The organism is Micromonospora sp. WMMD980 (genome assembly GCF_029626035.1).
In the GTDB taxonomy this organism is placed as follows: domain Bacteria; phylum Actinomycetota; class Actinomycetes; order Mycobacteriales; family Micromonosporaceae; genus Micromonospora.
Map to the genome: position 1 here is coordinate 4039051 of NZ_JARUBE010000003.1, position 24238 is coordinate 4063288.

Annotated in this window: 20 protein-coding genes and 1 pseudogene; 9 read left to right on the forward strand and 12 right to left on the reverse strand. The window is 74.5% G+C overall.

Annotation, left to right across the window (positions count from 1 at the left end):
• Positions 1-3 precede the first annotated feature (3 nt).
• From hutU to hutH, 5 genes are read left to right on the forward strand one after another with little or no spacing between them, the layout of a single operon-like run.
• A complete protein-coding gene (gene hutU, locus O7618_RS18890) occupies positions 4-1650 on the forward strand; it encodes a urocanate hydratase (RefSeq protein ID WP_278107428.1) in 1647 nt (548 codons plus the stop codon).
• An 11-nt stretch (positions 1651-1661) separates the two neighbouring features.
• Complete coding sequence (locus O7618_RS18895; RefSeq protein WP_278107429.1) at positions 1662-2882, forward strand: allantoate amidohydrolase; 1221 nt, start codon at positions 1662-1664, stop codon at positions 2880-2882.
• Positions 2879-4225 carry a formimidoylglutamate deiminase gene (locus O7618_RS18900; protein WP_278110066.1) on the forward strand — a complete coding sequence of 449 codons (1347 nt, stop codon included), beginning with the start codon at positions 2879-2881 and terminating at the stop codon, positions 4223-4225. The genes O7618_RS18895 and O7618_RS18900 overlap by 4 nt, the downstream gene beginning before the upstream one ends.
• Complete coding sequence (gene hutI, locus O7618_RS18905) at positions 4225-5388, forward strand: imidazolonepropionase (RefSeq protein WP_278110067.1); 1164 nt, start codon at positions 4225-4227, stop codon at positions 5386-5388. Before O7618_RS18900 ends, hutI begins: the two co-directional genes overlap by 1 nt.
• The gene (gene hutH / locus O7618_RS18910) at positions 5385-6923 is read left to right on the forward strand and encodes a histidine ammonia-lyase (RefSeq protein WP_278107430.1); all 1539 of its coding nucleotides are present in this window, start codon (positions 5385-5387) and stop codon (positions 6921-6923) included. The genes hutI and hutH overlap by 4 nt, the downstream gene beginning before the upstream one ends.
• A gap of 2 nt (positions 6924-6925) precedes the next feature.
• On the opposite strand, the gene rdgB is transcribed toward hutH, so the two are convergent.
• From rdgB to O7618_RS18965, 11 genes and pseudogenes are all read right to left on the reverse strand, one after another.
• Positions 6926-7549: an RdgB/HAM1 family non-canonical purine NTP pyrophosphatase gene (rdgB, locus tag O7618_RS18915; RefSeq protein WP_278107431.1), complete on the reverse strand. Its 624-nt coding sequence runs from the start codon at positions 7547-7549 to the stop codon at positions 6926-6928.
• Positions 7546-8274, reverse strand: a complete 729-nt coding sequence (gene rph / locus O7618_RS18920) for a ribonuclease PH (protein WP_278107432.1) — start codon at positions 8272-8274, stop codon at positions 7546-7548. Before rph ends, rdgB begins: the two co-directional genes overlap by 4 nt.
• A 72-nt stretch (positions 8275-8346) precedes the next feature.
• Entirely contained in the window at positions 8347-9498 is a 1152-nt protein-coding gene (locus O7618_RS18925; protein ID WP_278107434.1) for a glycosyltransferase, read from the reverse strand.
• Positions 9495-10371: pseudogene (locus tag O7618_RS18930) on the reverse strand (glycosyltransferase). The gene O7618_RS18925 and the pseudogene O7618_RS18930 overlap by 4 nt, the downstream one beginning before the upstream one ends.
• 92 nt (positions 10372-10463) lie before the next feature.
• On the reverse strand, positions 10464-11210 hold the full coding sequence (locus O7618_RS18935; protein WP_278107435.1) for an MBL fold metallo-hydrolase: 747 nt from the start codon (positions 11208-11210) through the stop codon (positions 10464-10466).
• A 225-nt stretch (positions 11211-11435) separates the two neighbouring features.
• Positions 11436-12401 (reverse strand): pyridoxal-phosphate dependent enzyme, encoded by a 966-nt coding sequence (locus O7618_RS18940; RefSeq protein ID WP_091063502.1) that lies wholly within the window; start codon positions 12399-12401, stop codon positions 11436-11438.
• 10 nt (positions 12402-12411) lie between these two features.
• Positions 12412-12756: a MoaD/ThiS family protein gene (locus O7618_RS18945; RefSeq protein ID WP_278107436.1), complete on the reverse strand. Its 345-nt coding sequence runs from the start codon at positions 12754-12756 to the stop codon at positions 12412-12414.
• A gap of 69 nt (positions 12757-12825) precedes the next feature.
• On the reverse strand, positions 12826-13314 hold the full coding sequence (locus tag O7618_RS18950) for a M67 family metallopeptidase (RefSeq protein WP_278107437.1): 489 nt from the start codon (positions 13312-13314) through the stop codon (positions 12826-12828).
• Positions 13315-13369: 55 nt separating this feature from the next.
• Positions 13370-13873, reverse strand: coding sequence for a DUF2017 domain-containing protein (locus O7618_RS18955; protein ID WP_278107438.1), 504 nt, complete (start codon positions 13871-13873; stop codon positions 13370-13372).
• A complete protein-coding gene (gene clpS, locus O7618_RS18960; protein ID WP_091063492.1) occupies positions 13870-14160 on the reverse strand; it encodes an ATP-dependent Clp protease adapter ClpS in 291 nt (96 codons plus the stop codon). The genes O7618_RS18955 and clpS overlap by 4 nt, the downstream gene beginning before the upstream one ends.
• Positions 14161-14275: 115 nt before the next feature.
• Positions 14276-15838 (reverse strand): hypothetical protein, encoded by a 1563-nt coding sequence (locus O7618_RS18965; RefSeq protein ID WP_278107439.1) that lies wholly within the window; start codon positions 15836-15838, stop codon positions 14276-14278.
• Between the two features lie 197 nt (positions 15839-16035).
• Here O7618_RS18965 and O7618_RS18970 point away from each other — a divergent pair, with 197 nt between their 5' ends.
• The 4 genes from O7618_RS18970 to O7618_RS18985 are packed head-to-tail and all read left to right on the forward strand — an operon-like array spanning position 16036 to position 21895.
• Entirely contained in the window at positions 16036-18708 is a 2673-nt protein-coding gene (locus tag O7618_RS18970) for a LuxR family transcriptional regulator (RefSeq protein WP_278107440.1), read from the forward strand.
• A 16-nt stretch (positions 18709-18724) separates the two neighbouring features.
• The gene (locus O7618_RS18975; protein WP_278107441.1) at positions 18725-20011 is read left to right on the forward strand and encodes a nicotinate phosphoribosyltransferase; all 1287 of its coding nucleotides are present in this window, start codon (positions 18725-18727) and stop codon (positions 20009-20011) included.
• Between the two features lie 15 nt (positions 20012-20026).
• The gene (locus O7618_RS18980) at positions 20027-20608 is read left to right on the forward strand and encodes an isochorismatase family protein (protein WP_278107442.1); all 582 of its coding nucleotides are present in this window, start codon (positions 20027-20029) and stop codon (positions 20606-20608) included.
• Between the two features lie 39 nt (positions 20609-20647).
• On the forward strand, positions 20648-21895 hold the full coding sequence (locus O7618_RS18985; protein ID WP_278107443.1) for an MFS transporter: 1248 nt from the start codon (positions 20648-20650) through the stop codon (positions 21893-21895).
• A 478-nt stretch (positions 21896-22373) separates the two neighbouring features.
• On the opposite strand, the gene ctaD is transcribed toward O7618_RS18985, so the two are convergent.
• The gene (gene ctaD / locus O7618_RS18990; RefSeq protein ID WP_278107444.1) at positions 22374-24131 is read right to left on the reverse strand and encodes a cytochrome c oxidase subunit I; all 1758 of its coding nucleotides are present in this window, start codon (positions 24129-24131) and stop codon (positions 22374-22376) included.
• Positions 24132-24238 lie beyond the last annotated feature (107 nt).

Genomic DNA, 24238 nt, shown 5'->3' on the forward strand with positions numbered 1-24238 from the left:
GAGATGCACCAGCCCGTCCGCGCCGCCCGCGGCACGACACGCACCGCGAAGGGGTGGCCGCAGGAGGCCGCCCTGCGGATGCTGATGAACAACCTCGACCCGGAGGTGGCCGAGCGCCCCGAGGACCTGGTGGTCTACGGCGGCACCGGGAAGGCGGCCCGGGACTGGCCCTCCTACCACGCCCTGGTGCGGACGCTCACCGAACTGCGCGACGACGAGACGATGCTGGTGCAGTCCGGCCGGCCGGTCGGCGTGATGCGGACCCACGAGTGGGCCCCCCGCGTGCTGCTGGCCAACTCCAACCTGGTCGGCGACTGGGCCACCTGGCCGGAGTTCCGCCGGCTGGAGTCGCTGGGCCTGACCATGTACGGGCAGATGACCGCCGGCTCCTGGATCTACATCGGCACCCAGGGCATCCTCCAGGGCACCTACGAGACGTTCGCGGCGGTGGCGGCCAAGCGATTCGGCGGCAGCCTCGCCGGCACGCTGACGCTCACCGCGGGCTGCGGCGGGATGGGCGGGGCGCAGCCGCTCGCGGTCACCATGAACGGCGGCGCCTGTCTGATCGTGGACGTGGACCGGACCCGGCTGGAGCGGCGGGCACACGACCGCTACCTGGACGAGATCGCCGACTCGCTGGACGACGCGGTGGAGCGCGCGCTGGCCGCGAAGCGGGACCGCCGGGCGCTCAGCGTCGGCGTGGTCGGCAACGCCGCCACCGTCTTCCCCGAGCTGCTGGCGCGCGGCGTCGAGATCGACATCGTGACCGACCAGACAAGCGCGCACGACCCGCTGTCCTACCTGCCCGAGGGGGTGGAGCCGGCCGACGCCCGGGACTACGCCGCCGCGAAGCCGGCCGAGTTCACCGACCGGGCGCGGGCCTCCATGGCGAAGCACGTCGAGGCGATGGTCGGCTTCCTCGACGCGGGCGCGGAGGTCTTCGACTACGGCAACTCGATCCGGGGCGAGGCGAAGCTCGGCGGGTACGAGCGGGCGTTCGACTTTCCCGGCTTCGTGCCGGCGTACATCCGGCCGCTGTTCTGCGCGGGCAGGGGCCCGTTCCGGTGGGCGGCGCTCTCCGGCGACCCGAGGGACATCGCCGCCACCGACCGGGCGATCCTCGACCTGTTCCCGGAGAACGAGTCCCTCGCGCGGTGGATGCGGATGGCCGGCGAGCGGGTCGCGTTCCAGGGCCTGCCGGCGCGGATCTGCTGGCTCGGCTACGGCGAGCGGGACCGCGCCGGGGTGCGGTTCAACGAGATGGTCGCCTCCGGCGAGCTGAGCGCGCCGGTGGTGATCGGCCGCGACCACCTGGACTGCGGCAGCGTGGCCAGCCCCTACCGGGAGACCGAGGCGATGGCCGACGGCTCCGACGCGATCGCCGACTGGCCGTTGCTCAACGCGCTCGTCAACACCGCCAGCGGGGCGTCCTGGGTGTCCGTCCACCACGGCGGCGGGGTCGGCATCGGCCGGTCCATCCACGCCGGCCAGGTCTGCGTCGCCGACGGCACCGCGCTGGCCGGGCAGAAGATCGAGCGGGTGCTCACCAACGACCCGGCGATGGGCGTGATCCGGCACGTCGACGCCGGCTACGACGACGCCCGCGACGTCGCGGAGCGCACCGGCGTGCGCGTCCCGATGGCAGAGTAAGGAGGGGCCCCTTGTTAACGCATTCGGTAGAGGAAGGGCCCCTTGTTAACAGGTTCCGGGAGCTGTGGGCGGAGCTCGCCGACATCGGGCGGGATGCCGGCAGCGGCGGCTACCTCCGGTATGCGCTGACCGAGCCCGAGCTGCGGCTGCGGGAGTGGTTCCGCGGCCAGGCCGACGCCCGCGGAATGCCGGTCCAGCAGGACGGCAACGGCAACCTGTACGCCTGGTGGGGAGACCCCGCGACCGGGCAAGCGGTGCTCACCGGCAGCCACTTCGACTCGGTGCCGCACGGCGGCGCCTACGACGGGCCGCTCGGCATCGTCAGCGCCCTGCTCGCCGTGGACGAGCTGCGGGCCGCCGGCGTCACCCCGGCCCGGCCGATCGTGGTGGCCGCGTTCGTCGAGGAGGAGGGCGCCCGGTTCGGCGTACCCTGCCTGGGGTCGCGGCTGCTCACCGGCGAGATCGACGTCGACCGCGCGGCCGGGCTGCGCGACCGGGCCGGGGTGAGCTTCGCCGACGCGTTGGGTGAGCGGCCGGCGGGCCCCGACCCGGCGCTGCTCGGCCGCCTCGCGGCCTTCGTGGAGCTGCACGTCGAGCAGGGCCGGGCGCTCGCCGACGGCGACGCGCCGGTCGCGGTGGCGTCCGCCATTTGGCCGCACGGCAGGTGGCGGTTCGACTTCACCGGCGAGGGCAACCACGCCGGTACGACAGGGATGGCCGACCGCCGCGACCCGATGCTCACCTACGCGTTCACCGTGCTCGCGGCGAACAAGGAGGCCCGGCTGCGCGGCGCGCACGCCACCGTGGGCCGGGTGTCGGTCGAGCCGAACGCCACGAACGCGATCCCGTCCCGGGTCACCGGCTGGCTGGACGCGCGGGCGGCCGAGGCGGACACGCTGCACGGCCTGGTCGAGGCGGTACGCGCCAAGGCCACCGAACGCGCCGGTCGGGACGGCACCGGGCTGACCTGCACGCAGGAGTCGGCGACCCCGCTCGTCGCGTTCGACGGCGGGCTGGCCGGTCGGCTGGCCACGCTGCTCGACGCGCCGGTGCTGCCGACCGGCGCCGGGCACGACGCCGGGGTGCTGGCGGCGCACCTGCCCACCGCGATGCTGTTCGTGCGCAACCCGACCGGGGTGTCGCACTCCCCGGCCGAGTCCGCCACCGACGCCGACTGCGCGGCCGGGGTGCTCGCCCTGGCCCGGGTGCTGGAGGAGCTGGCATGCAGGTGACCCGCTGGCTGGCCGAGTACGCCTGGCTGCCCGAGCAGGCCGAACCGACCCCGGACGTGCTGATCGAGGCGACGGACGGGCGGTTCACCGCCGTGACGCCGCTGACCGGCGGCGGGCCGCCGGCCGCCGGGGTGGCGGTGGACGCCGTCCGGTTGCCGGGGCTGACGCTGCCCGGCCTCGCCAACGCCCACTCGCACGCGTTCCACCGGGCGCTGCGCGGGCGCACCCACGCCGGGCGGGGCGACTTCTGGTCGTGGCGGGACCCGATGTACGCGGTGGCCGCCCGCCTCGACCCCGACTCCTACCTGGCGCTGGCCCGGGCCGCGTACGCGGAGATGGCGCTCGCCGGGATCACCGTCGTGGGCGAGTTCCACTACCTGCACCACGGTCCCGGCGGCACCGGCTACGACGACCCGAACGCGATGTCCGCAGCGCTGGTGGAGGCCGCCGCGCACGCCGGGATCCGGCTCACCCTGCTGGACGCCGCCTACCTGACCGCCGGCGTGGACGGCGCGGAGCTGACCGGGCCGCAACGCCGGTTCGGCGACGGCGACGCGCTGCGCTGGGCGCAGCGGGTGGACGCGTTCCGCCCGGCCGACCCGCACGTGCGGCTCGGCGCGGCGATCCACTCGGTGCGCGCGGTGCCGGCCGGGCAGCTCGCCACCGTGGCCGGCTGGGCCGACCGGCACGGGCTGCCGCTGCACGTGCACCTGTCCGAGCAGCCGGCCGAGAACGACGCCTGCCGGGCCGTGCACGGCCGCTCCCCGACCCGGCTGCTCGCCGACCACGGCGTGCTCGGCCGGCACACCACCGCCGTGCACGCCACCCATCCGACCGCCGCCGACGTGGCGCTGCTCGGCGACAGCCGTACCGGCGTCTGCCTCTGCCCGACCACGGAACGGGACCTGGCCGACGGGATCGGCCCGGCCCGGCGGCTCGCCGAGGCGGGCAGCCCGCTCAGCCTGGGCAGCGACAGCCACGCCGTGGTGGACCTGTTCGAGGAGGCCCGCGCGGTGGAGCTGGACGAGCGGCTGCGGACCCGCCGGAGGGGCCACTTCGACGCCGCCGAGCTGTTCACCGCCGCGACCGTCACCGGCCACGCCGCGCTCGGCTGGGGCGACGCCGGCCGGCTCGCCGTCGGGGACCGGGCCGACCTGGTGACGGTACGGCTGGACAGCGCCCGCACCGCGGGGGTGCCGCCGGTCGGGGTGTTCTTCGCGGCCACCACGGCCGACGTCACCCAGGTGGTGGTGGACGGCCGGACCGTGGTGGCCGACGGCCGGCACCTGACCGTCGACGTCCCCACCGAGCTGCGGGACTCGATCGCGGCGGTGCTCTCATGATCGGCAGCCTGCTCGTCGACGGCATCGGGGAGCTGGTCACCAACGACGGCCGGGGCGGCGACCCGCTGGGCGTCCGCCGCGACGCCGCCGTGCTGATCGAGGACGGCGTGGTGGCCTGGGTCGGACCGGCCCGCTACGCGCCCGCCGCCGACCGGCGGATCGACGCCGCCGGCGCGGCGGTGCTGCCCGGCTTCGTGGACAGCCACGCCCACCTGGTCTTCGCCGGTGACCGGGCCGCCGAGTTCGCCGCCCGGATGGCCGGCGAGCCCTACACCGGCGGCGGCATCCGGACCACCGTCGGCGCCACCCGCGCCGCCTCCGACGACGACCTGCGCGCCACCGTGGGCCGGCTGCGCGCGGAGATGCTGCGGCAGGGCACCACCACTGTCGAGATCAAGAGCGGGTACGGGCTGACCGTCGCCGAGGAGGCCCGGTCGCTGCGGATCGCCGCCGAGTTCACCGACGACACCACGTTCCTCGGCGCGCACGTGGTTCCCGCCGAGTACGCCGGCCGTCCCGACGACTACGTGGGCCTGGTCTGCGGGCCGATGCTCGCCGCCGCCGCGCCGTACGCCCGCTGGATCGACGTGTTCTGCGAGCGCGGCGCGTTCGACGCCGACCACGCGCGGGCGATCCTCGCCTGTGGACAGGCCGCCGGGCTGGGTGTGCGGTTGCACGCCAACCAGCTCGGCCCCGGGCCGGGCGTCCGGCTCGGCGTGGAGCTGGGCGCGGCCAGCGTCGACCACTGCACCCACCTGACCGACGCCGACGTGGACGCGCTGGCCGGCTCGGAGACGGTCGCCACGCTGCTGCCCGGTGCCGAGTTCTCCACCCGGTCGCCCTACCCGGACGCCCGCCGGCTGCTCGACGCCGGCGTCACCGTGGCGCTGGCCACCGACTGCAACCCCGGCTCGTCGTACACCACGTCGATGCCGTTCGGCGTCGCGCTCGCCGTACGCGAGATGCGGATGACCCCGGCGGAGGCGGTGTGGGCCGCGACCGCCGGCGGGGCGGCGGCGCTGCGCCGCGCCGACGTCGGCCGGCTGACCCCCGGGTCCCGCGCCGACCTGGTCGTCCTCGACGCACCGACCCACCTGCACCTGGCCTACCGGCCGGGGGTGCCACTGATCCGCCAGGTTCTGCACAACGGAGTGCCGCGATGACCACCGTCACCATCCTGTCCACCGGGGTCACCCCCGCCGACGTGCTCGCGGTCGCCCGCGGCACCGCCAAGGTCGTGCTCGACCCGACCGCCACCGGGGCCATGGCGACCAGCCGGTCCATCGTGGACGGCATCGAGGCCGCCGGCCGCCCGGTCTACGGCGTCTCCACCGGCTTCGGGGCGCTGGCCAACACGTTCGTCGCACCCGAACGGCGGGCCGAGTTGCAGCACGCGCTGATCCGCTCACACGCGGCCGGGGTGGGCGCGCCGATGCCCCGCGAGGTGGTGCGGGCCATGATGCTGCTGCGGGTCCGCTCGCTCGCGCTCGGCCGCTCCGGCGTCCGCCCGCTCGTCGCCGAGGCGCTGGTCGACCTGCTCAACCACGAGATCACCCCGTGGGTGCCGGAGCACGGCTCACTCGGCGCCTCCGGTGACCTGGCGCCGCTGGCGCACTGCGCGCTCGCGCTGCTCGGCGAGGGCTGGGTGCTCGGCCCGGCCGGCGACCGGATCCCCGCCGCCGACGCGCTGCGCCGGGTCGGGCTGAGCCCGATCGAGCTGGCCGCCAAGGAGGGGCTGGCGCTGATCAACGGCACCGACGGCATGCTCGGCATGCTGCTGCTCGCGGTGGCGGACGCCCGGCACCTGTTCGCCATGGCCGACGTCACCGCCGCGCTGGCCATCGAGGCGATGCTCGGCTCGGAGCGGCCGTTCCTGCCCGAACTGCACGCCATCCGCCCACACCCCGGCCAGGCCGCCTCGGCCGCCAACATCCACCGGCTGCTCCAGCGCTCGGCGGTGATGGACTCGCACCGCGACGACCTGGCGCACGCGGTGCAGGACGCGTACTCGATGCGCTGCGCCCCGCAGGTGGCCGGCGCGGCCCGGGACACGCTCGACTTCGTCGAGGTGGTGGCCGGCCGGGAGCTGCTGTCCGTGGTGGACAACCCGGTGGTGCTGCCGGACGGCCGGGTCGAGTCGACCGGCAACTTCCACGGCGCGCCGCTCGGCTTCGCCGCCGACTACCTGGCCATCGCCGCCGCCGAGGTGGGCGCGATCGCGGAACGCCGGGTGGACCGGCTGCTCGACGTCACCCGCAACCGGGACCTGCCGGCGTTCCTCTCCCCCGACGCCGGGGTCAACTCCGGGCTGATGATCGCCCAGTACACCGCCGCCGGCATCGTCGCGGAGAACCGCCGGCTGGCCGCGCCCGCCTCGGTCGACTCGCTGCCCACCAGCGGCATGCAGGAGGACCACGTCTCGATGGGCTGGTCGGCCACCAAGAAGCTGCGCACCGTGCTGGACAACCTGACCAGCCTGCTCGCGGTGGAGCTGCTGGCCGCGGTACGCGGGCTCCAGCTCCGCGCGCCGCTGGAGCCGTCCCCGGCGGGCCGGGCGGCGCTCGACGCGCTCGGCGCGACGATCGGCGAGCCGGGGCCGGACGTGTTCCTCGCCCCGCTGATGGACGCGGCGCGCGCCGTCGTCGGCGGCCCCGAGCTGCGGGCCGCGATCGAGCGGGAGATCGGGCCGCTGGGCTGACCTCAGGCGGCGGGCGGGAGCACCTTCGCGACCAGCTTGGCCAGCTCCCGCAGCGCCTTGCCGCGGTGGCTGACCGCGTCCTTCTCCGCCGGCGTCAGCTCGGCGTTGGTGCGCTCCTGCCCGTCGCCCAGGAAGATCGGGTCGTAGCCGAAGCCGCCCTCGCCGCGCGGCGCGCGCAGCAGCCGGCCCGGCTGCCGGCCGTCGACCAGGTGCTCCTTGCCGCCGGGCAGCACCAACGCCACGGTGCAGACGAAGGCCGCGCCACGGTGCTCGTCCGGCACGTCGCCGACCTGGTCCAGCAGGAGCTGGAGGTTGGCCCGGTCGTCGCCGTGCCGGCCGGACCAGCGGGCGCTGAACACGCCGGGCATGCCGTTGAGCGCGTCCACCGCGATGCCGGAGTCGTCGGCGACGGTCGGCAGGCCGGTGCGCCGGCAGCCCTCCCGCGCCTTGATCAGCGCGTTCTCGCCGAACGTCAGGCCGGTCTCCGGCAGCTCCGGATATTCCTCGACGTCGTTCAGGCCGAGCAGGGCGACCCGGTGGGCGCCGAGCGCGCCGTCCAGGATCCGCTGCAACTCGACGAGCTTCTTGCGGTTACGGGTGGCCAGGAGCACCTTGTTGTCGGTCACAGGTCAAGCGCCTTCCGCTGCGCGTCGGCCAGGTCCAGGCAGCCCGCCACGCCCAGGTCGAGCAGGGCGTCGAGCTGGTCGCGGGCGAAGACGCCGGCCTCGCCGGTGCCCTGCACCTCGACGAAGTCGCCGGTGCCGGTGCAGACCACGTTCATGTCCACCTCGGCGGTCACGTCCTCGGTGTAGCACAGGTCGAGCATCGGCTCGCCGCCGATCACGCCGACGCTGACCGCGGCCACCGACCGGTGCATCACCTTCTCCACCCTGCCGGTGAGCGACTTGCGCCCGGCCAGCCAGGTGACCGCGTCGTAGAGGGCGACGTACGCGCCGGTGATGGCCGCGGTGCGGGTGCCGCCGTCGGCCTGGAGCACGTCACAGTCGAGCACGATCGAGTTCTCGCCGAGCGCCTTCAGGTCGACGCAGGCGCGCAGGCTACGCCCGATCAGCCGGGAGATCTCGTGCGTCCGGCCACCGACCTTGCCGCGCACGCTCTCCCGGTCGGAACGGGTGTTGGTGGCCCGGGGCAGCATCGCGTATTCCGCGGTCACCCAGCCCAGGCCGGAGCCCTTGCGCCAGCGGGGCACCCCCTCGGTCACGCTGGCCGTGCAGAGCACCCGGGTCGCGCCGAACTCGACGAGCACCGAGCCCTCCGGGTGGGTGCTCCAGCCCCGGGTCAGGGTCACCGGTCGGAGTTGGTCGGGCCGCCGCCCGTCAGGTCGCGCCATGCCTGCACCCTATGCGGTGCGCCGATCGCGCCGCCTGCCGGTGCCCGCCGGCCGCTCCCGGGACGCCACCGGTCAGTGGAAGGACGGCGCCCCGCGGTCGACGCCGTGCACGCGCAGGAAGCCGGCGACGGCGGCCGGCCAGCCGAACTCCTCGGCCCGGGCCCGGGCCGCCGCCCGGCGATCCGGCTCCGCCCGGTCCAGCAGCCGGCGCACCGCGTCCGCGAACGCGGCCGGAGTGCCGTAGGCGGCGAGGCCGCCCGCGCCCACCACCTCCGGAAGCGCGCTCGACGCGTTCGCCACCACCGGCGTGCCGCAGGCCAGCGCCTCCAGGCCGGCCAGGCCGAACGTCTCCACCGGCCCGGGCGCCACCACCACGTCCGCGGTGGCGAGCAACGCGGCCACCGCCGACCGGTCCGGCAGGAAACCGGTGAAGTGCACCGGCAGGCCCGCCGCCCGCCGGGCCAGCGCCGGCCGCAGCGGCCCGTCGCCGGCCAGCACCAGGACCGCCGGTACGCCCGCGCGACGCAGCCGGGCCAGCGCGGCCACCGCCAACTCGGGACGCTTCTCCACCGACAGGCGGGCGCAGTGCACCAGCAGCACCTCGGTGTGGTCGGCGTAGCGCTCGCGGAGCATCGGGTCGGCCCGGCGGGGATGGAAGGTGTCCAGGTCGACGCCGAGCGGCACCAGTTCCACCGGCGGCCCGTCCAGCCTGCCGAACTCCTCGGCCGCCCAGCGGGTGGTGCAGACGATCCGGTCGTGCCACCGCGCCGTCTCCCGGTTGAGCCGGTCGGCGGAGCGACGGGCCAGCGCCGCCGGCATCCCCCACTGGCCGAGCAGGCCGGTCAGGCTCTCGTGCGAGACCATCGCCGAGCGCACGCCGCGCTCCCGCGCCCACCGGCCGGTCCAGCGCAACGTGCTCCGGTCGGAAACCTCGATCCGGTCGGGCGCCAACTCCGCCAGGAAACTTGCCAACCGGCGCCGGTCGGTCAGCACCCGGTAGCCTCCGGTCCCGGGCAGTTCCGGGCCGGGCAGGGTGATCTCCCGGCCCCACGGGCGCTCGGTGTCCCGGTGACGCTCGCCGGGGATCACCAGCACCGGCTCGTGGCCGGCGGCCCGGTAACCGGCGCCCAACTGGCGCAACGCGGTCCGCAGCCCGCCGGAGCGCCCGGTGACGAAGTTGGCCAGCCGGACGATGCGCACCGGCCGGGCGCCGGCCGCCGTCATGCCGACGCGAGCCGGCCGGCGGCCGGGCTGCCCGACCGTGCGGCCCGGTAGTGCCCGACCAACTCGTCGCCGACGGCGTCCCAGCTACGCCGCGCCACCGCGGCCCGGGCGGCCGTGCCGTAGCGGGCCCGCCGCGACGGGTCGGCGGCCAGGTCGGCCACCGCGGCGGCGAGCGCCTCCGAATCCCCCGGCGGCACCAGCAGCCCGGTCACCCCGGGGTCGACCAGGTCCACCGGGCCACCGCTGGCCGGCGCCACCACCGGCACGCCGCTCGCCGCCGCCTCCTGAAGCGTCTGCCCGAACGTCTCGTGCGGTCCGGTGTGGACGAACACGTCCAGGCTGGCGTAGAGCGCGGCCAGGTCGTCGCCGCCCCGCACGCCGAGGAACCGCGCCGCCGGCAGGGCCCGTTCGAGCTGCCGGCGGGCCGGCCCGTCACCGACCACCACCACCCGCACGCCCGGCCGCCTCCCCCCACCCCACCCGGTACGCCCGGGCGTACGCGGCCACGTCGGTCTGATAGACCGCGACGGCGGGCAGGTCGTGCCGGGCGGCCACCGACGCCCCCGCCGCGCCCAGCACGAACGGGCTGGCCAGGTGGACCACGTCCGGCCGGTGCCCGAGCAACGCCGAGGTGAGCCCGGCACTCGGCACCCCGAGCCGGAATCCCTGGTAGCGGGGCAACGGCAGGCTCGGCACCCGCACCACCGGGTAGGGCTGATGGTCGACGTGACCGCGCCGCCCGCCGGCCGGGGCCGGCGCGACGACCAGGGGCTCGTGTCCCCGGGCGACCAGGTGCTCGGCGGCCCGGACGACGGAGTGCGCCACGCCGTTCACGTCCGGCGGGAACGACTCGGTGACGATGGCGATCCGCATGGCCCGAGGGTGCGGGCCGCACGGATGCGGCAGGCGACCGTGCGCTGACCGGCCGGCGAACTCTGCGGCAACGCGCCGCGCCGCCGGGTCGTTCAGACGTCGTAGCCGGCGCCGGCGCGGACCACCTCGATCGGCCCGGCGTACGCGGCGGCCGCCGACTCCACGGTGTGCGACTCGCTGCCCCACGCGGGGACGAGGTGGGTGAGCAGCAGCCGGCCCACGCCCGCCTTGGTGGCCGCCTCGCCGGCTTCCCGGCCGGTGAGGTGCAGATCCGGCGGATTGTCCACGCCGTCCAGGTAGCTGGCCTCGCAGAGGAACACGTCGGCGTCCTGGGCCAGGCGCAGCAGCGCCTCGCAGGGTGCCGTGTCGGCGGAGTAGCAGAGCACCCGGCCACCGTGCTCCAGCCGCACGCCGTACGTCTCCACCGGGTGGTTCATCCGATCGACGGTGATGGTGAACGGGCCGATCGGGAACGTGCCCGGCTGGAGTCCGTAGAACTGGTAGACGTCCTCGACCGTGGCGCCCTCCTGCCCGTACGCGGCGGCGAGCCGGTCCGGCGCCCCGGAGGGCGCATACATCGGCAGGGGCGGATAGGGGCCGTCCGGGGCGTACCGGCGCACCACCACGTAGTTGACCGCGTCGAACATGTGGTCGCAGTGCAGGTGGGTGAGGAGGATGGCGTCGGGGGCGTGCAGCCCGGCGTAGCGCTGGAGCGTGGAGAGCGAACCCGCCCCGAAGTCGATCAGGAGGCGAAACCCGTCGGCTTCCACCAGATAGGCGGAGCACGGGGACTCGGGGCCCGGGAAGCTGCCCGCGCAGCCGAGGACGGTCAATCGCATCCGGTTGCCTCGATCTCACACTGGGTAGTCGACGCATCGGCAGCCGCCCCGCCGTTGATCTCCACCGACGCGCTCGCCACGCTGCGCAGCCTACGCGGCGGCCCGGTCGGGCAAGAATCATCTACCGGAAGTTGTCACCAACGTGACACCCATACACGTCCGGATCCGCGACAACACGGCGATCCGGCCGGCGGGTGTCCCCACCGACCGGACCACCGCGGGCCGTCAGGCCCAGAGTTGACCGTCCAGCGCGTCCTCGGCGTCCGCCAGCGTGCCGCCGTACGCGCCGGTGGACAGGTATTTCCAGCCCCCGTCACAGACCACGAACGCCACGTCGGCACGGCGGCCGTCGCGGACCGCCTCGTGCGCCACGGCCAGCGCGGCGTGCAGGATCGCGCCGGTGGAGAAGCCGGCGAAGATCCCCTCCACCTCGACGAGCTGCCGGGTGCGCAGCACCGCGTCCCGGGTGCCCACCGAGAAGCGCCGGGACAGCACCCCGGCGTCGTACAGCTCGGGCACGTAGCCCTCGTCGATGTTGCGCAGGCCGTAGACCAGCTCGCCGTAGCGCGGCTCGGCCGCCACGATCTGGATGCCGTCGACCTTCTCGCGCAGGTAGCGACCGGTGCCCATCAGCGTGCCCGTGGTGCCCAGCCCGGCCACGAAGTGGGTGACGCCGGGCAGGTCGTGCAACAGTTCCGGCCCGGTCGTCTCGTAGTGCGCCCGGGCGTTCGCCTCGTTGCCGTACTGGTAGAGCATCACCCAGTCCGGATGCTCGGCGGCGATCTGCTTCGCGGTGGCCACGGCCTGGTTCGAGCCGCCGGCGGCCGGCGAGAAGATGATCTCGGCACCGTACATCCGGAGCAGTTGCACCCGCTCGGTGGAGACGTTCTCCGGCATCACGCAGACCAGCCGGTAGCCACGCAGCTTCGCCACCATGGCCAGCGAGATGCCGGTGTTGCCGCTGGTCGGCTCCAGGATGGTGTCGCCCGCCCGCAGCCGGCCGGCCTCCTCGGCCGCCCGCACCATGAACAGGGCCGCGCGGTCCTTGATGCTGCCGGTCGGGTTCCGATCCTCCAGCTTCGCCCAGAGCCGCACCGGCGGCGCGCCGTCGGGCACCGTCGGGGAGAGCCGGGGCAGGCCGACGAGCGGCGTGCCGCCGCAGGCGTCGAGCAGGCTGTCGTACCGCGCCATGCCGGCCCGCCTAGCGGGCGGCGGTGGCGCGCGCCGCTACCGCGTGCGAGGCGATCGCGGCGGCGGCGGCGAAGCCGAACGCGCCACCGGCCACCGCCGGCAGGATCGTCACGCTGTCGCCGTCGTTGAGCTTCGCGTCGAGCGCGCCCAGGAAGCGGACGTCCTCGTCGTTGACGTAGACGTTGACGAACCGGTGCAGCGCGCCGGCGTCGGTGACCAGCCGGCCGCGCAGGCCGGCGTGCCGGGCATCCAGGTCCGTGAGCAGGTCGGTGAGCGTGTCGCCGCTGCCCTCGACGACCTTCGCGCCGCCGGTGTAGCTGCGCAGGATGGTGGGGATGCGAACCTCGATGGCCATGGTGTCTCGTGCTCCTCGTTCAGGATCGTGCCGGGTGACGGGAAGGAAAGGTGCGCCGGTGCGCTGGGGTCAGCGGCCGGAACACTCGTAGTCGACCGTCGCCGGGCTCTGCCCGAACATGTAGGACTGGACGGCGTTCGGATCCACGGCGGCGTCCACGATCTCGACCGGCTCCTCGGCCACGACGCCGTCGACGATCCGGAAGGACCGGATCTCCTCGGTGTCCGGCTCGCGGGTCGAGACGAGCAGGTAGTGCGCACCCGGCTCGCCGGCGAAGGAGACGTCCGTGCGGGACGGGTAGGCCTCCGTCGCGGTGTGCGAGTGGTAGATGACGACCGGTTCCTCGTCGCGGTCGTCCATCTCGCGCCACACCCGCAACTGCTCCATCGAGTCGAACTCGTAGAACGTCATCGAACGGGCGGCGTTGTCCATCGGGATGTGCCGGGTGGGGGAGTCGCTGCCGGCGGGGCCGGCGACCACGCCGCACGCCTCGTCCGGGTGGTCCCGACGCGCGTGGGCGACGATCGCGTCGATGATCGACCGGTCGATGCTCAGCACGCCGACCAGCCTAGCGCCTGGCCGTCCCGGGCGGCGAGGTGGCGACCGTCACCACTCAGTCGATGAGCGCGTTGAGCAGGGACTCCTGGAGATATCCGAGATAGGCGTAGACCGACAGTTGGAACACCCGGGACGACGCCGGGTCGGTGGCGACCGCGTCGTCGAGCTCCTCACCCAGGTCGGTGCCGTCCTTGATCTCCAGCCGGACGCCCATCGCCAGCCGGGCGTCGTTGAGCGCCCGCAGCCACGCCTCGGCCGCCTCGGCGTCCAGCCGCACCTCGCCGCCGGCGTCGCCGTCGGGCAGCGCGGCGAGGATCGCGCCGGCCTGGTCGATCTTGGCGGTCTTCAGGTCGCCCTCGGTGTAGCGGCGGAACTCGGCGGTGCCGGCGTCGTCGTCCGGATAGACCTCGGGGAAGAGCCGGCCGACCACCGGGTCACCGTGGTCGAAGCCGTCGGTCAGCAGACCGACCACCTCGGAGGCCACCTTGCGCAGCACCCGCACCTCGTCGACGGCGAAACCGGCCACGTAGCGGTCGCCCCGGCGGCGGAACATGCTCATGACCTCTCCACGGTCGCCCACAGCCCGTACGCGTGCAACTGCGCCGCGTCGTGCTCCATCCGCTCCCGGGCCCCGCTGGAGACCACCGCCTTGCCCTTGTGGTGCACGTCCAGCATGAGCTGCTCCGCCTTCTCCCGGCTGTATCCGAACAGCTTCTGGAAAACCCAGGTCACGTACGTCATCAGGTTGACCGGATCGTCCCAGACGATGGTCACCCACGGCCGGTCGGAGACCGGCACCTCTTCGGTGTCCGGCGTCTCGACCGGCGCAACCTGTGGAGCCGCCATGCCCCCCATCGTGCCACCGGATCCGCCGAACCGATGAACCGGAACGCCGCGCCGGTCGGGTTCGCCCGCCCGGACCGCGTACGCGGGGCCGGAGCCCCGCGCGGCGGCCCCGGTCTCAGGCCAGCAGGATGCCGTGGTCGACAGCATCGGCGAGCACCACGCCCAGCGAGAGACGGATCACCTCGAAGCGGCGGGACACCTCGCGGGACAGTTCGAGTTCGACCTCGCGCAGCGCGCGCTGGGCCCAGGACCGGGCCGCGTTCGGGTCGTCGTTGCCGGGTGCCCGCCAGTGCTGCCAGCAACCGCCGTTGAGCGCCACCCCGATCGGCGGGAGCACCTCGTCCCGCGCCGCGCCGGGCAGCCCGGCCAGCGCGTCCAGCGCGCCGGTGCCGGTCAGCCCGGCCACTCCGGCGGTGCTGGTGACCAGGAGCACGCGGTCCAGCTCCCGGCCGTCCGGGTGGTCGGCCAGGCCCCAGCGCACCGCGTGGGTGATCCGCACGCGCACACCCTCGGCGAGCGGCGCGCCGAAGACCCGGGCGGCGGCGTCGTCGACGATGCCGCGGACCGCCTCGTCGCACTGGGCGGTGGCGAGCATCGACATCGCCTCCAGCTCGCGGTCGAGCAGCTGCGGCAGGCCGGCGCAGCCCACCCCGAAGACGATCTCCTGCACCACCCGGAGGTGGATGTTGGCCAGCTCCAGCGCGAGATGCTGGCGGATCCGCTGGGCGCAGGAGCGGGCTTGGCGGTCGATCCGGTCGGCGAGGTCGGTCGGGTCGACGCCGGCCAGCACCGGCACCCGACCGTGCGCCCCGGGCGGCTCGGGCGGCCGGGCGCTGGCCCGACGCAGCCCCTCGTCGGCGGCCCACCCGACCAGCGCGCGGCGCAGGTTCGGCAGCTCGGCCCGCCGGGCCGGGAACCACCGGGCCGAGGCGAGCGCGGGCACCGCGGCCAGCAGCGCCGCGCGGTGGGCCGCGATGGAGACCGCCACCGGGTCGAGCCGGCCGGCGGGGCCGGGCGGGCCGGATCGGGCGGGCGACGGCACGGACGCCCCCGTGCCCTCCGCCGTCGCGCCGTCCGCCGGCGCCGCCCGGCCGGTCACACCGGGGGTGACGGCGAAGAACACCGTGACGCGGGCCCGCGCCACCTCGGCCAGCAGGTGCAACTCGGCCGCGCTGAAGGCCTGGTCGGCGGAGATCACGAAGAGCAGCGCGCCGGCACGGCCGACGGCGTCGCGCAGCGTCAGCCCGCCGGCCACGCCGAGGGTGGCGGTGTCCGGTGGGTCGAGCACCGCGAAGTGCCGCAGCAGCGGGTCGGGCAGGCTGAGCTCGACCCGGCGCGGCGGTCGGGCCAGCGCCGGGCCGGCGGCGAGCGGGTCGGCGCCGTAGGCGTGCGGCGAGCGGTAGCCGGGGACGTACGCGGCGCGGGTGGCGACCTTGGCGTGGTTGACCAGCAGGTAGCTCCCGGCGGGCACGACCAGGGTGCCGGCGTCCACCCCGAGCAGGCCGGCGATCAGCTCACGCCGGCCGGCGCCGCCCGGGCCCGCCACGACGACGGCGAGCGGCTCGCCGGGCCCGGGCTCGGTCAGGCCGAGCCGGGCCGGCAGCAGGGCGCACCGTGGTGGCTCGGCACGGCCGCCCCGATCGGGCACGTCGACCGAGGGGAGTGGACCTGGTCTCATCAGGTGGCCTCCCGGTCAGGCGGCCGGCGCGTCAGCCCGGTCGCGGATTCTCCCTGGCCAAAGGGGATGGCTGAAGCCTACGGCTGTCGTGCATCCGACACCGAACACATTCGGTACTCATGAGTAAGCGGCAGATTACTCAACTTCACTGCGTGACGGCGCGCACGCGGACGGCACTCCGTCGATATGCTGCGTCGATGACCAGGTGGGAGTTCGTCGGCCGCACGGATGAACTCAACCGTCTGTTGTCGGCGGTCGGCGATCCGGACGGGCGCGGGCTGTTCTTCAGCGGCGACGCCGGCGTCGGCAAGAGCCGGCTGCTGCGCGAGGGCGTGGCCGCGCTCTCCCCCGAACGCCACGCGATCTGGTCGGTCGCGGCCAGCGCCACCACCGCCGCCCTGCCGTTCGGCGGGCTGGTCCAGATGCTGCCCGCCCCGCAGCCGCAGGGCCTCTCCCCCGCCGGGATCCTGCGCTGGGCGGTGGACCTGCTCCAGGAGCAGGCCGCCGGCCGGCCCATCGTGCTCGCCCTCGACGACGCGCACCTGCTCGACCCGCCGTCGGCCGCGCTGGTGCACCTGATCGCCCGCTCGGAGAACGCCACCGTGATCGGGACGCTGCGCAACGGCGAGCAGATCCCGCTGCCGATCCGCGCCCTCTGGACCGACGACCTGGTCGACCTGGTCGAGCTGGGCCCGCTCGGCCGCAGCGAGACCACCGGCCTGCTCGCCGCGATCCTCGGCGGACCGGTCGACGCCGGCTCCTCCGACCGGCTGTTCCGGCTCTCCGCCGGCAACCCGCTGCTGCTGCGCGAGCTGGTGCTGGCCGCCGACGGCGAGCTCCGGCGCACCTACGGGATCTGGAAGTGGACCGGCCGGCTGGAGCTGGCGCCCAACCTGACGGAGCTGATCGACACCCGGATCGGCCAGCTCACCCCCGGCGTCCGGGCGGTGGTGGAGCTGGTCGCCTTCGGCGAGCCGCTCGGCCTGCACCTGCTGGAGCAGGCGGTCGAGCCGACCGACGTGGAGGTGGCCGAGGAGCGCGGTCTCATCACGATGGTCCGCGACGACCGGCGGCTCAACGTCCGTCTGGCCCACCCGCTCTACGGGGAGGTGATGCGCCGCCAGTGCCCGGTCAGCCGCACCCGACGGCTCCAGGCCACCCTCGCCGGCCTGCTGGAGCAGGTCGGCAAGCGGCGCCGGGACGACCTGCTGCGGGTCGCGGTCTGGCGGCTCGACTCGGGTACGGCGCAGAACGTGGCGCTGCTGCTCGACGCGGCCGTGCAGGCGTTCGGCCGTTACGACGTGCCGCTGGCCACCCGGCTGGCCCGGGCCGCCCTGGAGGCCGGCGGCGGCACGGACGCGGCGGAACTGCTCGCCACCATCCTGATGTTCGGCGACCGGCCGGAGGAGGCGGTCCGGGTGCTCGACCAGGTCACCGACGAGATCCACGACGACCGGCGGCGCAGCCGCTGGCTGACCGTCCGGGGCATGGTCAGCTACTGGGGGCTCAACCAGGACTCCACGGTGGAGGACATCGCCGCCCGTGCCGAGGAGCTGACCGACCCCGCCGACCGCGCCCGGGTCCGCGCCTTCGAGGCCATCATGCGGCTGCACCGGCTCGACGTCGACGTCGCGGTGCGGCTGGCCCAGGAGGTGCTGGACCGCCCGGCCGCGCCGATGGCCGCCCGGGAGCTGGCCCGGTGCACCCTCGCCCACCTCCAGGCCGCCCAGGGCCAATACCGGCGCAGCGCCACCGCCATCGCCCGGGTGCAGGCCGAGGCGGCGTGCTGGCGGTCCGACATGCCCTACCTCCAACTGGCCATGGAGCTGGCCCGGGGCACCCGGCTCGCGCTCTCCGGCGACCTGGCCGGCATCGACGCGATCGTCGCCGACGAGTTCGCCGACCTGGCCGGCGCCGGCGACTTCCGGCTCGGCACCGGCTACCTGGCCATCCTCCAGGCGTACGCGGCGCGGCTGCGCGGGCGCGGCGACGACGCCCTCAAGACCAGCCTGGGCGCCTGCGCGGTGCTCGCCACCAGCCGGGTCTACGCCGGCCTGGCCCACGCCGAGCGCGCCCAGGCCGCCGCGCTGCGGGGGGACGCGGACCACGCGACCGAGGCGATGGCCGAGGCGGACCGGACGCACGCTCCCGGGATGGCCGTCCTCTATCCCTGGCTGGAGCAGGCCCGGGGCGCGGCGCAGGCGGCGGCGGGCGATCTGCCGGGCGCCACCAAGCACCTCTGCGCGCTCGCCGACCGACTGCGGGAGGACGGCCTCGCCGGCCACGAGCTGCTGGTCCTGCTCGACCTGGTCCGGCTCGACCAGGCCGCCGCGCCGGTCGGGCCGACCTGCACCGACGGTGGCCGGCGCAGCGTGGCGCAGCGCCTGGCGGAACTCTCCGAGCAGGTCGACGGCGTACTGCCGCCGCTCGTCGCCCGCTACGGCCGGGCCGCGCTCGACGGCTCCCCGGACGACCTGCTCGCGGTGGCCGACGGCTTCGCCGACCGGGAACTGGTCGTCTACGCCGCCGAGGCCACCGCGATGGCGCTGTGCCGGCTGCGCGACACCCGGGCCGCCGCGACCGGGCCGGTCCGGGAACGCCTCGCCGGCCTGATGCACCGCTGCGACGACATCTCCACCCCGGCGCTGCGGCTGTTACGCCCGGCGCTCAGCGACCGCGAGTGGGAGATCGCCCGCCTCGCCGCCGACGGGCTGACCAGTCGCGCCATCGCCGAGCGCCTCTACCTGTCGACCCGCACGGTGGAGAACCACCTCCAGCGGGTCTACAGCAAGCTTGGCGTCACCCGGCGTAACGAGCTGGGGGCCGCGCTGCGCTCGATGCCGGGGCACGACGGCACGGATGCCGCCTGAACTCTAGGCTGGGGCGGTGAGCACCCTTCGCCCCGCGCTGCTGACCGACCAATACGAGCTGACCATGGTCAGTGCCGCGCTCCGGGACGGCACGGCCGACCGCCGCTGCGTCTTCGAGGTGTTCAGCCGGCGGCTGCCGGCCGGCCGGCGGTACGGCGTGGTCGCCGGCACCGGCCGGCTGGTCGAGATGATCCACGAGTTCCGGTTCGACCCGGCCGAGATCGACTTCCTGCGCCGCACCGGGGTGGCCGACGACCGGGCCGCGCAGTGGCTCGCCGACTACCGCTTCACCGGTGACGTCGACGGCTACGCCGAGGGCGAGCTGTTCTTCCCCGGCTCGCCGATCCTCACCTTCTCCGGCACGTTCGCCGAGTGCGTGGTGCTGGAGACGCTGGTGCTGTCGGTGCTCAACCACGACTGCGCGGTCGCCGCCGCGGCGGCCCGGATGGTCACCGCCGCCCGGGGCCGCGCGTTGATCGAGATGGGCTCCCGTCGGGCGCACGAGGAGGCCGCGGTGGCCGCCGCCCGGTCGGCCTACCTGGCCGGGTTCCGGTTCACCTCCAACCTGGCCGCCGGGCAGCGCTACGGCATCCCCACCGCCGGCACCGCCGCGCACGCGTTCACCCTGCTGCACGACGACGAGCGGGCGGCGTTCGCGTCCCAGGTGGCCACGCTCGGCAAGGACACCACGCTGCTGGTCGACACGTACGACATCGCCCAGGGCATTCGCAACGCCATCGCGGTGGCCGGGCCGGAGCTGCGGGCGGTCCGGATCGACTCGGGCGACCTCGCGGTGATCGCCCAACAGTCCCGTGAGCTGCTCGACTCGCTCGGCGCCACCGAGACGAAGATCATCGTCTCCGGTGACCTCGACGAGTACGCGATCGCGTCGCTCGCCGCCGAGCCGGTCGACATGTACGGCGCCGGCACCGCCGTGGTCACCGGCTCGGGCGCGCCCACCGCTGGCCTGGTCTACAAGCTGGTCGAGGTGGAGGGGCGGCCGGTGGTCAAGCGCTCCGAGCACAAGGCCACCATCGGCGGCCGGAAGGTGGCCGTCCGCCGGCACAAGCCCACCGGCACCGCCACCGAGGAGGTCATCGTGCCGCAGGGTGTGCCGGACCGGCAGCCCAACGACCGGCTGCTCCAGCACTCGTACGTGGTGTCGGGGGAGCCGGTGGCGCTGCCGACGCTGGACGAGTCCCGGGAGCACCTGCGAGAGTGCCTGATCTCCATCCCGTGGGAGGGGCTCAAGCTCTCCGGCGGCGACCCGGCGGTGCCGGTGACCGTCGTACCCGCGACCTGAGAAGGGACCGACCAGATGGCGAACGCCTTGATCATCGTGGACGTGCAGAACGACTTCTGCGAGGGCGGCTCCCTCGCGGTCGGCGGCGGGGCCGGGGTGGCCGGCGGCATCTCCCGGCTGCTGGCCGCCGAGCCGGAACGCTGGGACCACGTGGTGGCGACCAAGGACTACCACGTCGACCCGGGGGCGCACTTCGGCGATCCGCCGGACTACGTCGACTCCTGGCCCCGGCACTGCGTGGTCGGCACCCCCGGCTCCGAGTTCCACAGCGAGCTGGACACCGGCCGGGTCGAGGCGATCTTCCACAAGGGCGAGCACGCGGCCGCGTACTCCGGTTTCGAGGGCCACGCGCCCGACGGCGAGTGCCTGGCCGACTGGCTGCGCCGCCACGACGTGGACCGGGTCGACGTGGTCGGCATCGCCACCGACCACTGCGTGCGGGCGACCGCGCTGGACGCCGCGCGGGAGGGCTTCCGCACCACGGTGCTGCTGGAGCTGACCGCCGCCGTCGCGCCGGACACGCTGGACGTGGCGCTGCGGGCGCTGGACGGTGCCGGGGTGGCGATGGTGGGCGAGCCTGTGATCAGGACCGCTTGACCAGGTAATCGCTTGCCGTTGTCGGACCCGACGCCCAGGATGGCGCGGGAGGTACGGCCCGTCGTGAACCTGAAGCCTTACCGGGAGGCGCTCGCCCTGCCCGGCCTGCGGTCGTTGCTGCTGGTGTCGGTGCTGGCCCGCGTCCCGCTGACCGCGGTCGGGGTGACGCTCACCTTCTACGTGGTGCTCGACCTCGGTCGCGGCTACGGCGCGGCCGGCCTGGTCGGTGCCGCCTCGACCATCGGCGCCGCGCTCGGCGCGCCGCTGCTCGGCCGGTTGGTCGACCGCCGGGGGCTGCGGCCGGTGCTGCTGCTCTGCACCGTCGCCGAGGGCGTGTTCTGGGCCGCCGCGCCCGCCCTGTCCTACCCGGTGCTGCTGCCCACCGCGTTCCTCGCCGGGCTGCTCGCGCTGCCGGTCTTCTCGGTGGTCCGCCAGTCGATCGCCGCGCTGGTGCCGGCGGAGCGCCGCCGCCCGGCGTACGCGCTGGACTCGATGTCGGTGGAGCTGTCGTTCATGGTCGGCCCCGCTCTCGCGGTGGCCCTGGCCACCGCTGTCACGCCGCGCCTGACGCTCTGGGCGGTCGGCGCCGGCATCGTCGCCTCCGGTATCTGCTTCTGGCTGCTGAACCCGCCCACCCGGGCCGCCGACGAGCCGGCCGGACCGCAGCGCCCGGTGCCGCGCCGGGAGTGGCTCACCCCCCGACTGCTCGCCGTGCTGGCGGTCAGCCTGGCCGCCACGCTGGTGCTGGGCGGCACCGACGTGGCGGTGGTGGCGGTGCTCCGGGCCGGTGACGAGGTGGGCTGGACCGGTGCGGTACTGGCCGCCTGGGCGGTCGCCTCGCTGGTGGGTGGCTTCGCCTACGGCGCGGTACGCCGCTCGTTCCCGCCGCTGGCGCTGATGGCGGTGCTCAGCCTCACCACCATCCCGGTCGGGCTGGGCGGCTCGCACTGGTGGCTGCTGTCCCTCGCGCTGATCCCGACCGGCGCGCTCTGCGCGCCCACCATCGCGGCCACCTCGGACGCGGTCAGCCGGCTCGCCCCGGCCGGCGTCCGCGGCGTCGCGATGGGCCTGCACGGCTCCGCCGTCACCGTCGGCATCGCCCTGGGCGCGCCGTTGGCCGGCGCGGTGATCGACGCGTCCGCGCCGGCCTGGGGGTTCGCGGTCACCGGCGCGATCGGGTTCCTGGTGGCGCTGGCCGTGCTCCCGGTCGAACTGCGCCACCGCCGCACCCCACCACCCGCCGTTCCCGCCGTCCTCGACCAGGACCTGGCCCCCGCCGCCCCCTGACGCCTCCCCCGCCGCCCGCCCACCCCGGCGCGGGCGGAACACCATCGCGCGAGCGCGCGGCCGAGTACCCGCCGAGCCCGCCCGGCGGACGCGGCCCGACATGCGCGGGCCCGGCGGACACGGCCCGACGTGCGCGGGCCCGGCCGGCGGACGCGGGCCCGCCGGACATGGACCGACGTGCGCGGGCCCGGCGCTGGAGAAGGGTCCAGTTTTCAGCGGTATACCTCTCAGGCATATTTATGCCTCCGAGGTATACCGCTGAAAAGTGATGTCTTCTCCGGTCACCTCACGCTCCGTGCGCGAGCGCCGAGCGGATGCGATCGTCGCGCGCCGCGAGCTGATCCGGGGGCTGCGGCACCCCACCGTGCTCGGCCGTCACCGGATGGACCCGTCGGCCGGACCAGGGCCGGCGGCACGGAACGGGCGCCGCGCCCCGGGTGGGGTGCGGCGCCCGTTCGGTGGTTCGGCGCGGGATGGGTCAGCGCTGGTCGAGGTTGCCGGCGGTGTCCTCCCGGTAGCTGGCACCACCGTTGACCTCGCTGGTCAGCGGCTTGGCACCACCCTCGGGCGGCCCGGCCACGCTCTGCCCGGCGGCCAGCTCGGGGAACTTCGCGTCGAAGGCGGGCCGCTCGGAGCGGATCCGCGGCATCCGGTCGAAGTTGCGCAGCGGCGGCGGGCAGGAGGTGGCCCACTCGAGCGAGTTGCCGTGGCCCCACGGGTCGTCGACCTCGACCACCGGGCCGGTCTTGTACGACTTCCAGCAGTTCCAGATGAACGGCAGGGTCGAGATGCCGGTGATGAACGCCCCGATGGTGGAGACCATGTTCAGCCCGGTGAAGCCGTCGTCGGCCTGGTAGTCGGCGTACCGGCGGGGCATGCCCTCGGCGCCGAGCCAGTGCTGCACCAGGAACGTGGTGTGGAAACCGATCATGGTCAGCCAGAAGTGGATCTTGCCGAGGCGCTCGTCGAGCATCCGGCCGAACATCTTCGGGAACCAGAAGTAGATGCCGGCGAAGACGGCGAACACGATGGTGCCGAAGAGCACGTAGTGGAAGTGCGCCACCACGAAGTAGGAGTCGTGCAGGTGGAAGTCGAGCGGCGGGCTGGCCAGCAGCACGCCGGTGAGACCACCGAAGAGGAACGTCACCAGGAAGCCGATCGCCCACAGCATCGGCGTCTCGAAGGTGATCTGCCCCCGCCACATGGTGCCGATCCAGTTGAAGAACTTCATCCCGGTGGGCACGGCGATCAGGTAGCTGAGGAAGCTGAAGAACGGCAGCAGCACCTGGCCGGTGGCGAACATGTGGTGCGCCCAGACGCTCATCGACAGCGCGGCGATGGCGACCGTGGCGGCGACCAGCCCCTTGTAACCGAAGATCGGCTTGCGGGAGAACACCGGGATGATCTCGGTGATGATGCCGAAGAACGGCAGCGCCACGATGTAGACCTCGGGGTGTCCGAAGAACCAGAACAGGTGCTGCCACAGCATCGGCCCGCCGGTCGCCGGGTCGTACACGTGGGCGCCGATGATGCGGTCCGCGGCGAGCGCGAACAGCGCGGCCGCCAGCAGCGGGAAGACCAGGATCGCCAGCAGGCTGGTGACCAGCATGTTCCAGGTGAAGATCGGCATCCGGAACATGGTCATGCCGGGGGCGCGCAGGGTCAGGATCGTGGTGATCAGGTTGACCGCGCCGAGGATGGTGCCCAGACCGGAGATGGCCAGGCCGACCACCCACATGTTGGCGCCGACGCCGGGCGAGTGCTCGACGGTGCTCAGCGGCGTGTAGGCCGTCCAGCCGAAGTCGGCCGCGCCACCGGGGCTGATGAAGCCGGCCACGGCCAGCGTGCCGCCGAAGAGGTAGAGCCAGTAGGCGAACGCGTTGAGTCGGGGGAACGACACGTCCGGCGCGCCGATCTGCAGCGGCACCACGTAGTTCGCGAAGGCGAACACGATCGGCGTCGCGAAGAACAGCAGCATGATCGTGCCGTGCATGGTGAAGAGCTGGTTGTACTGCTCGGGCGACAGGAACTGCAGCCCCGGTCGCGCCAGCTCGGCGCGCATGATCAGGGCCATCAGGCCACCGATCATGAAGAACGCGAACGCGGTGACCATGTACATGATCCCGATCTGCTTCGCGTCCGTGGTGCGCAGCAGCCGCGCGATGGCCGACCCCTTGACCGGCTCGCGGACCGGCCAGGGCCGGGTCACGACCGGCTTGGGTGCGACGGTGGTCACGAGTGGCCTCCGGTTCTGGGTTGTCCCGCTCGGCGCGCTGGTCATCGGCGCAGCCGTCATCCGCAAGGAGGATAGTCCCCGGTAGGTGGCCCCGCCGCGTGGGGTGG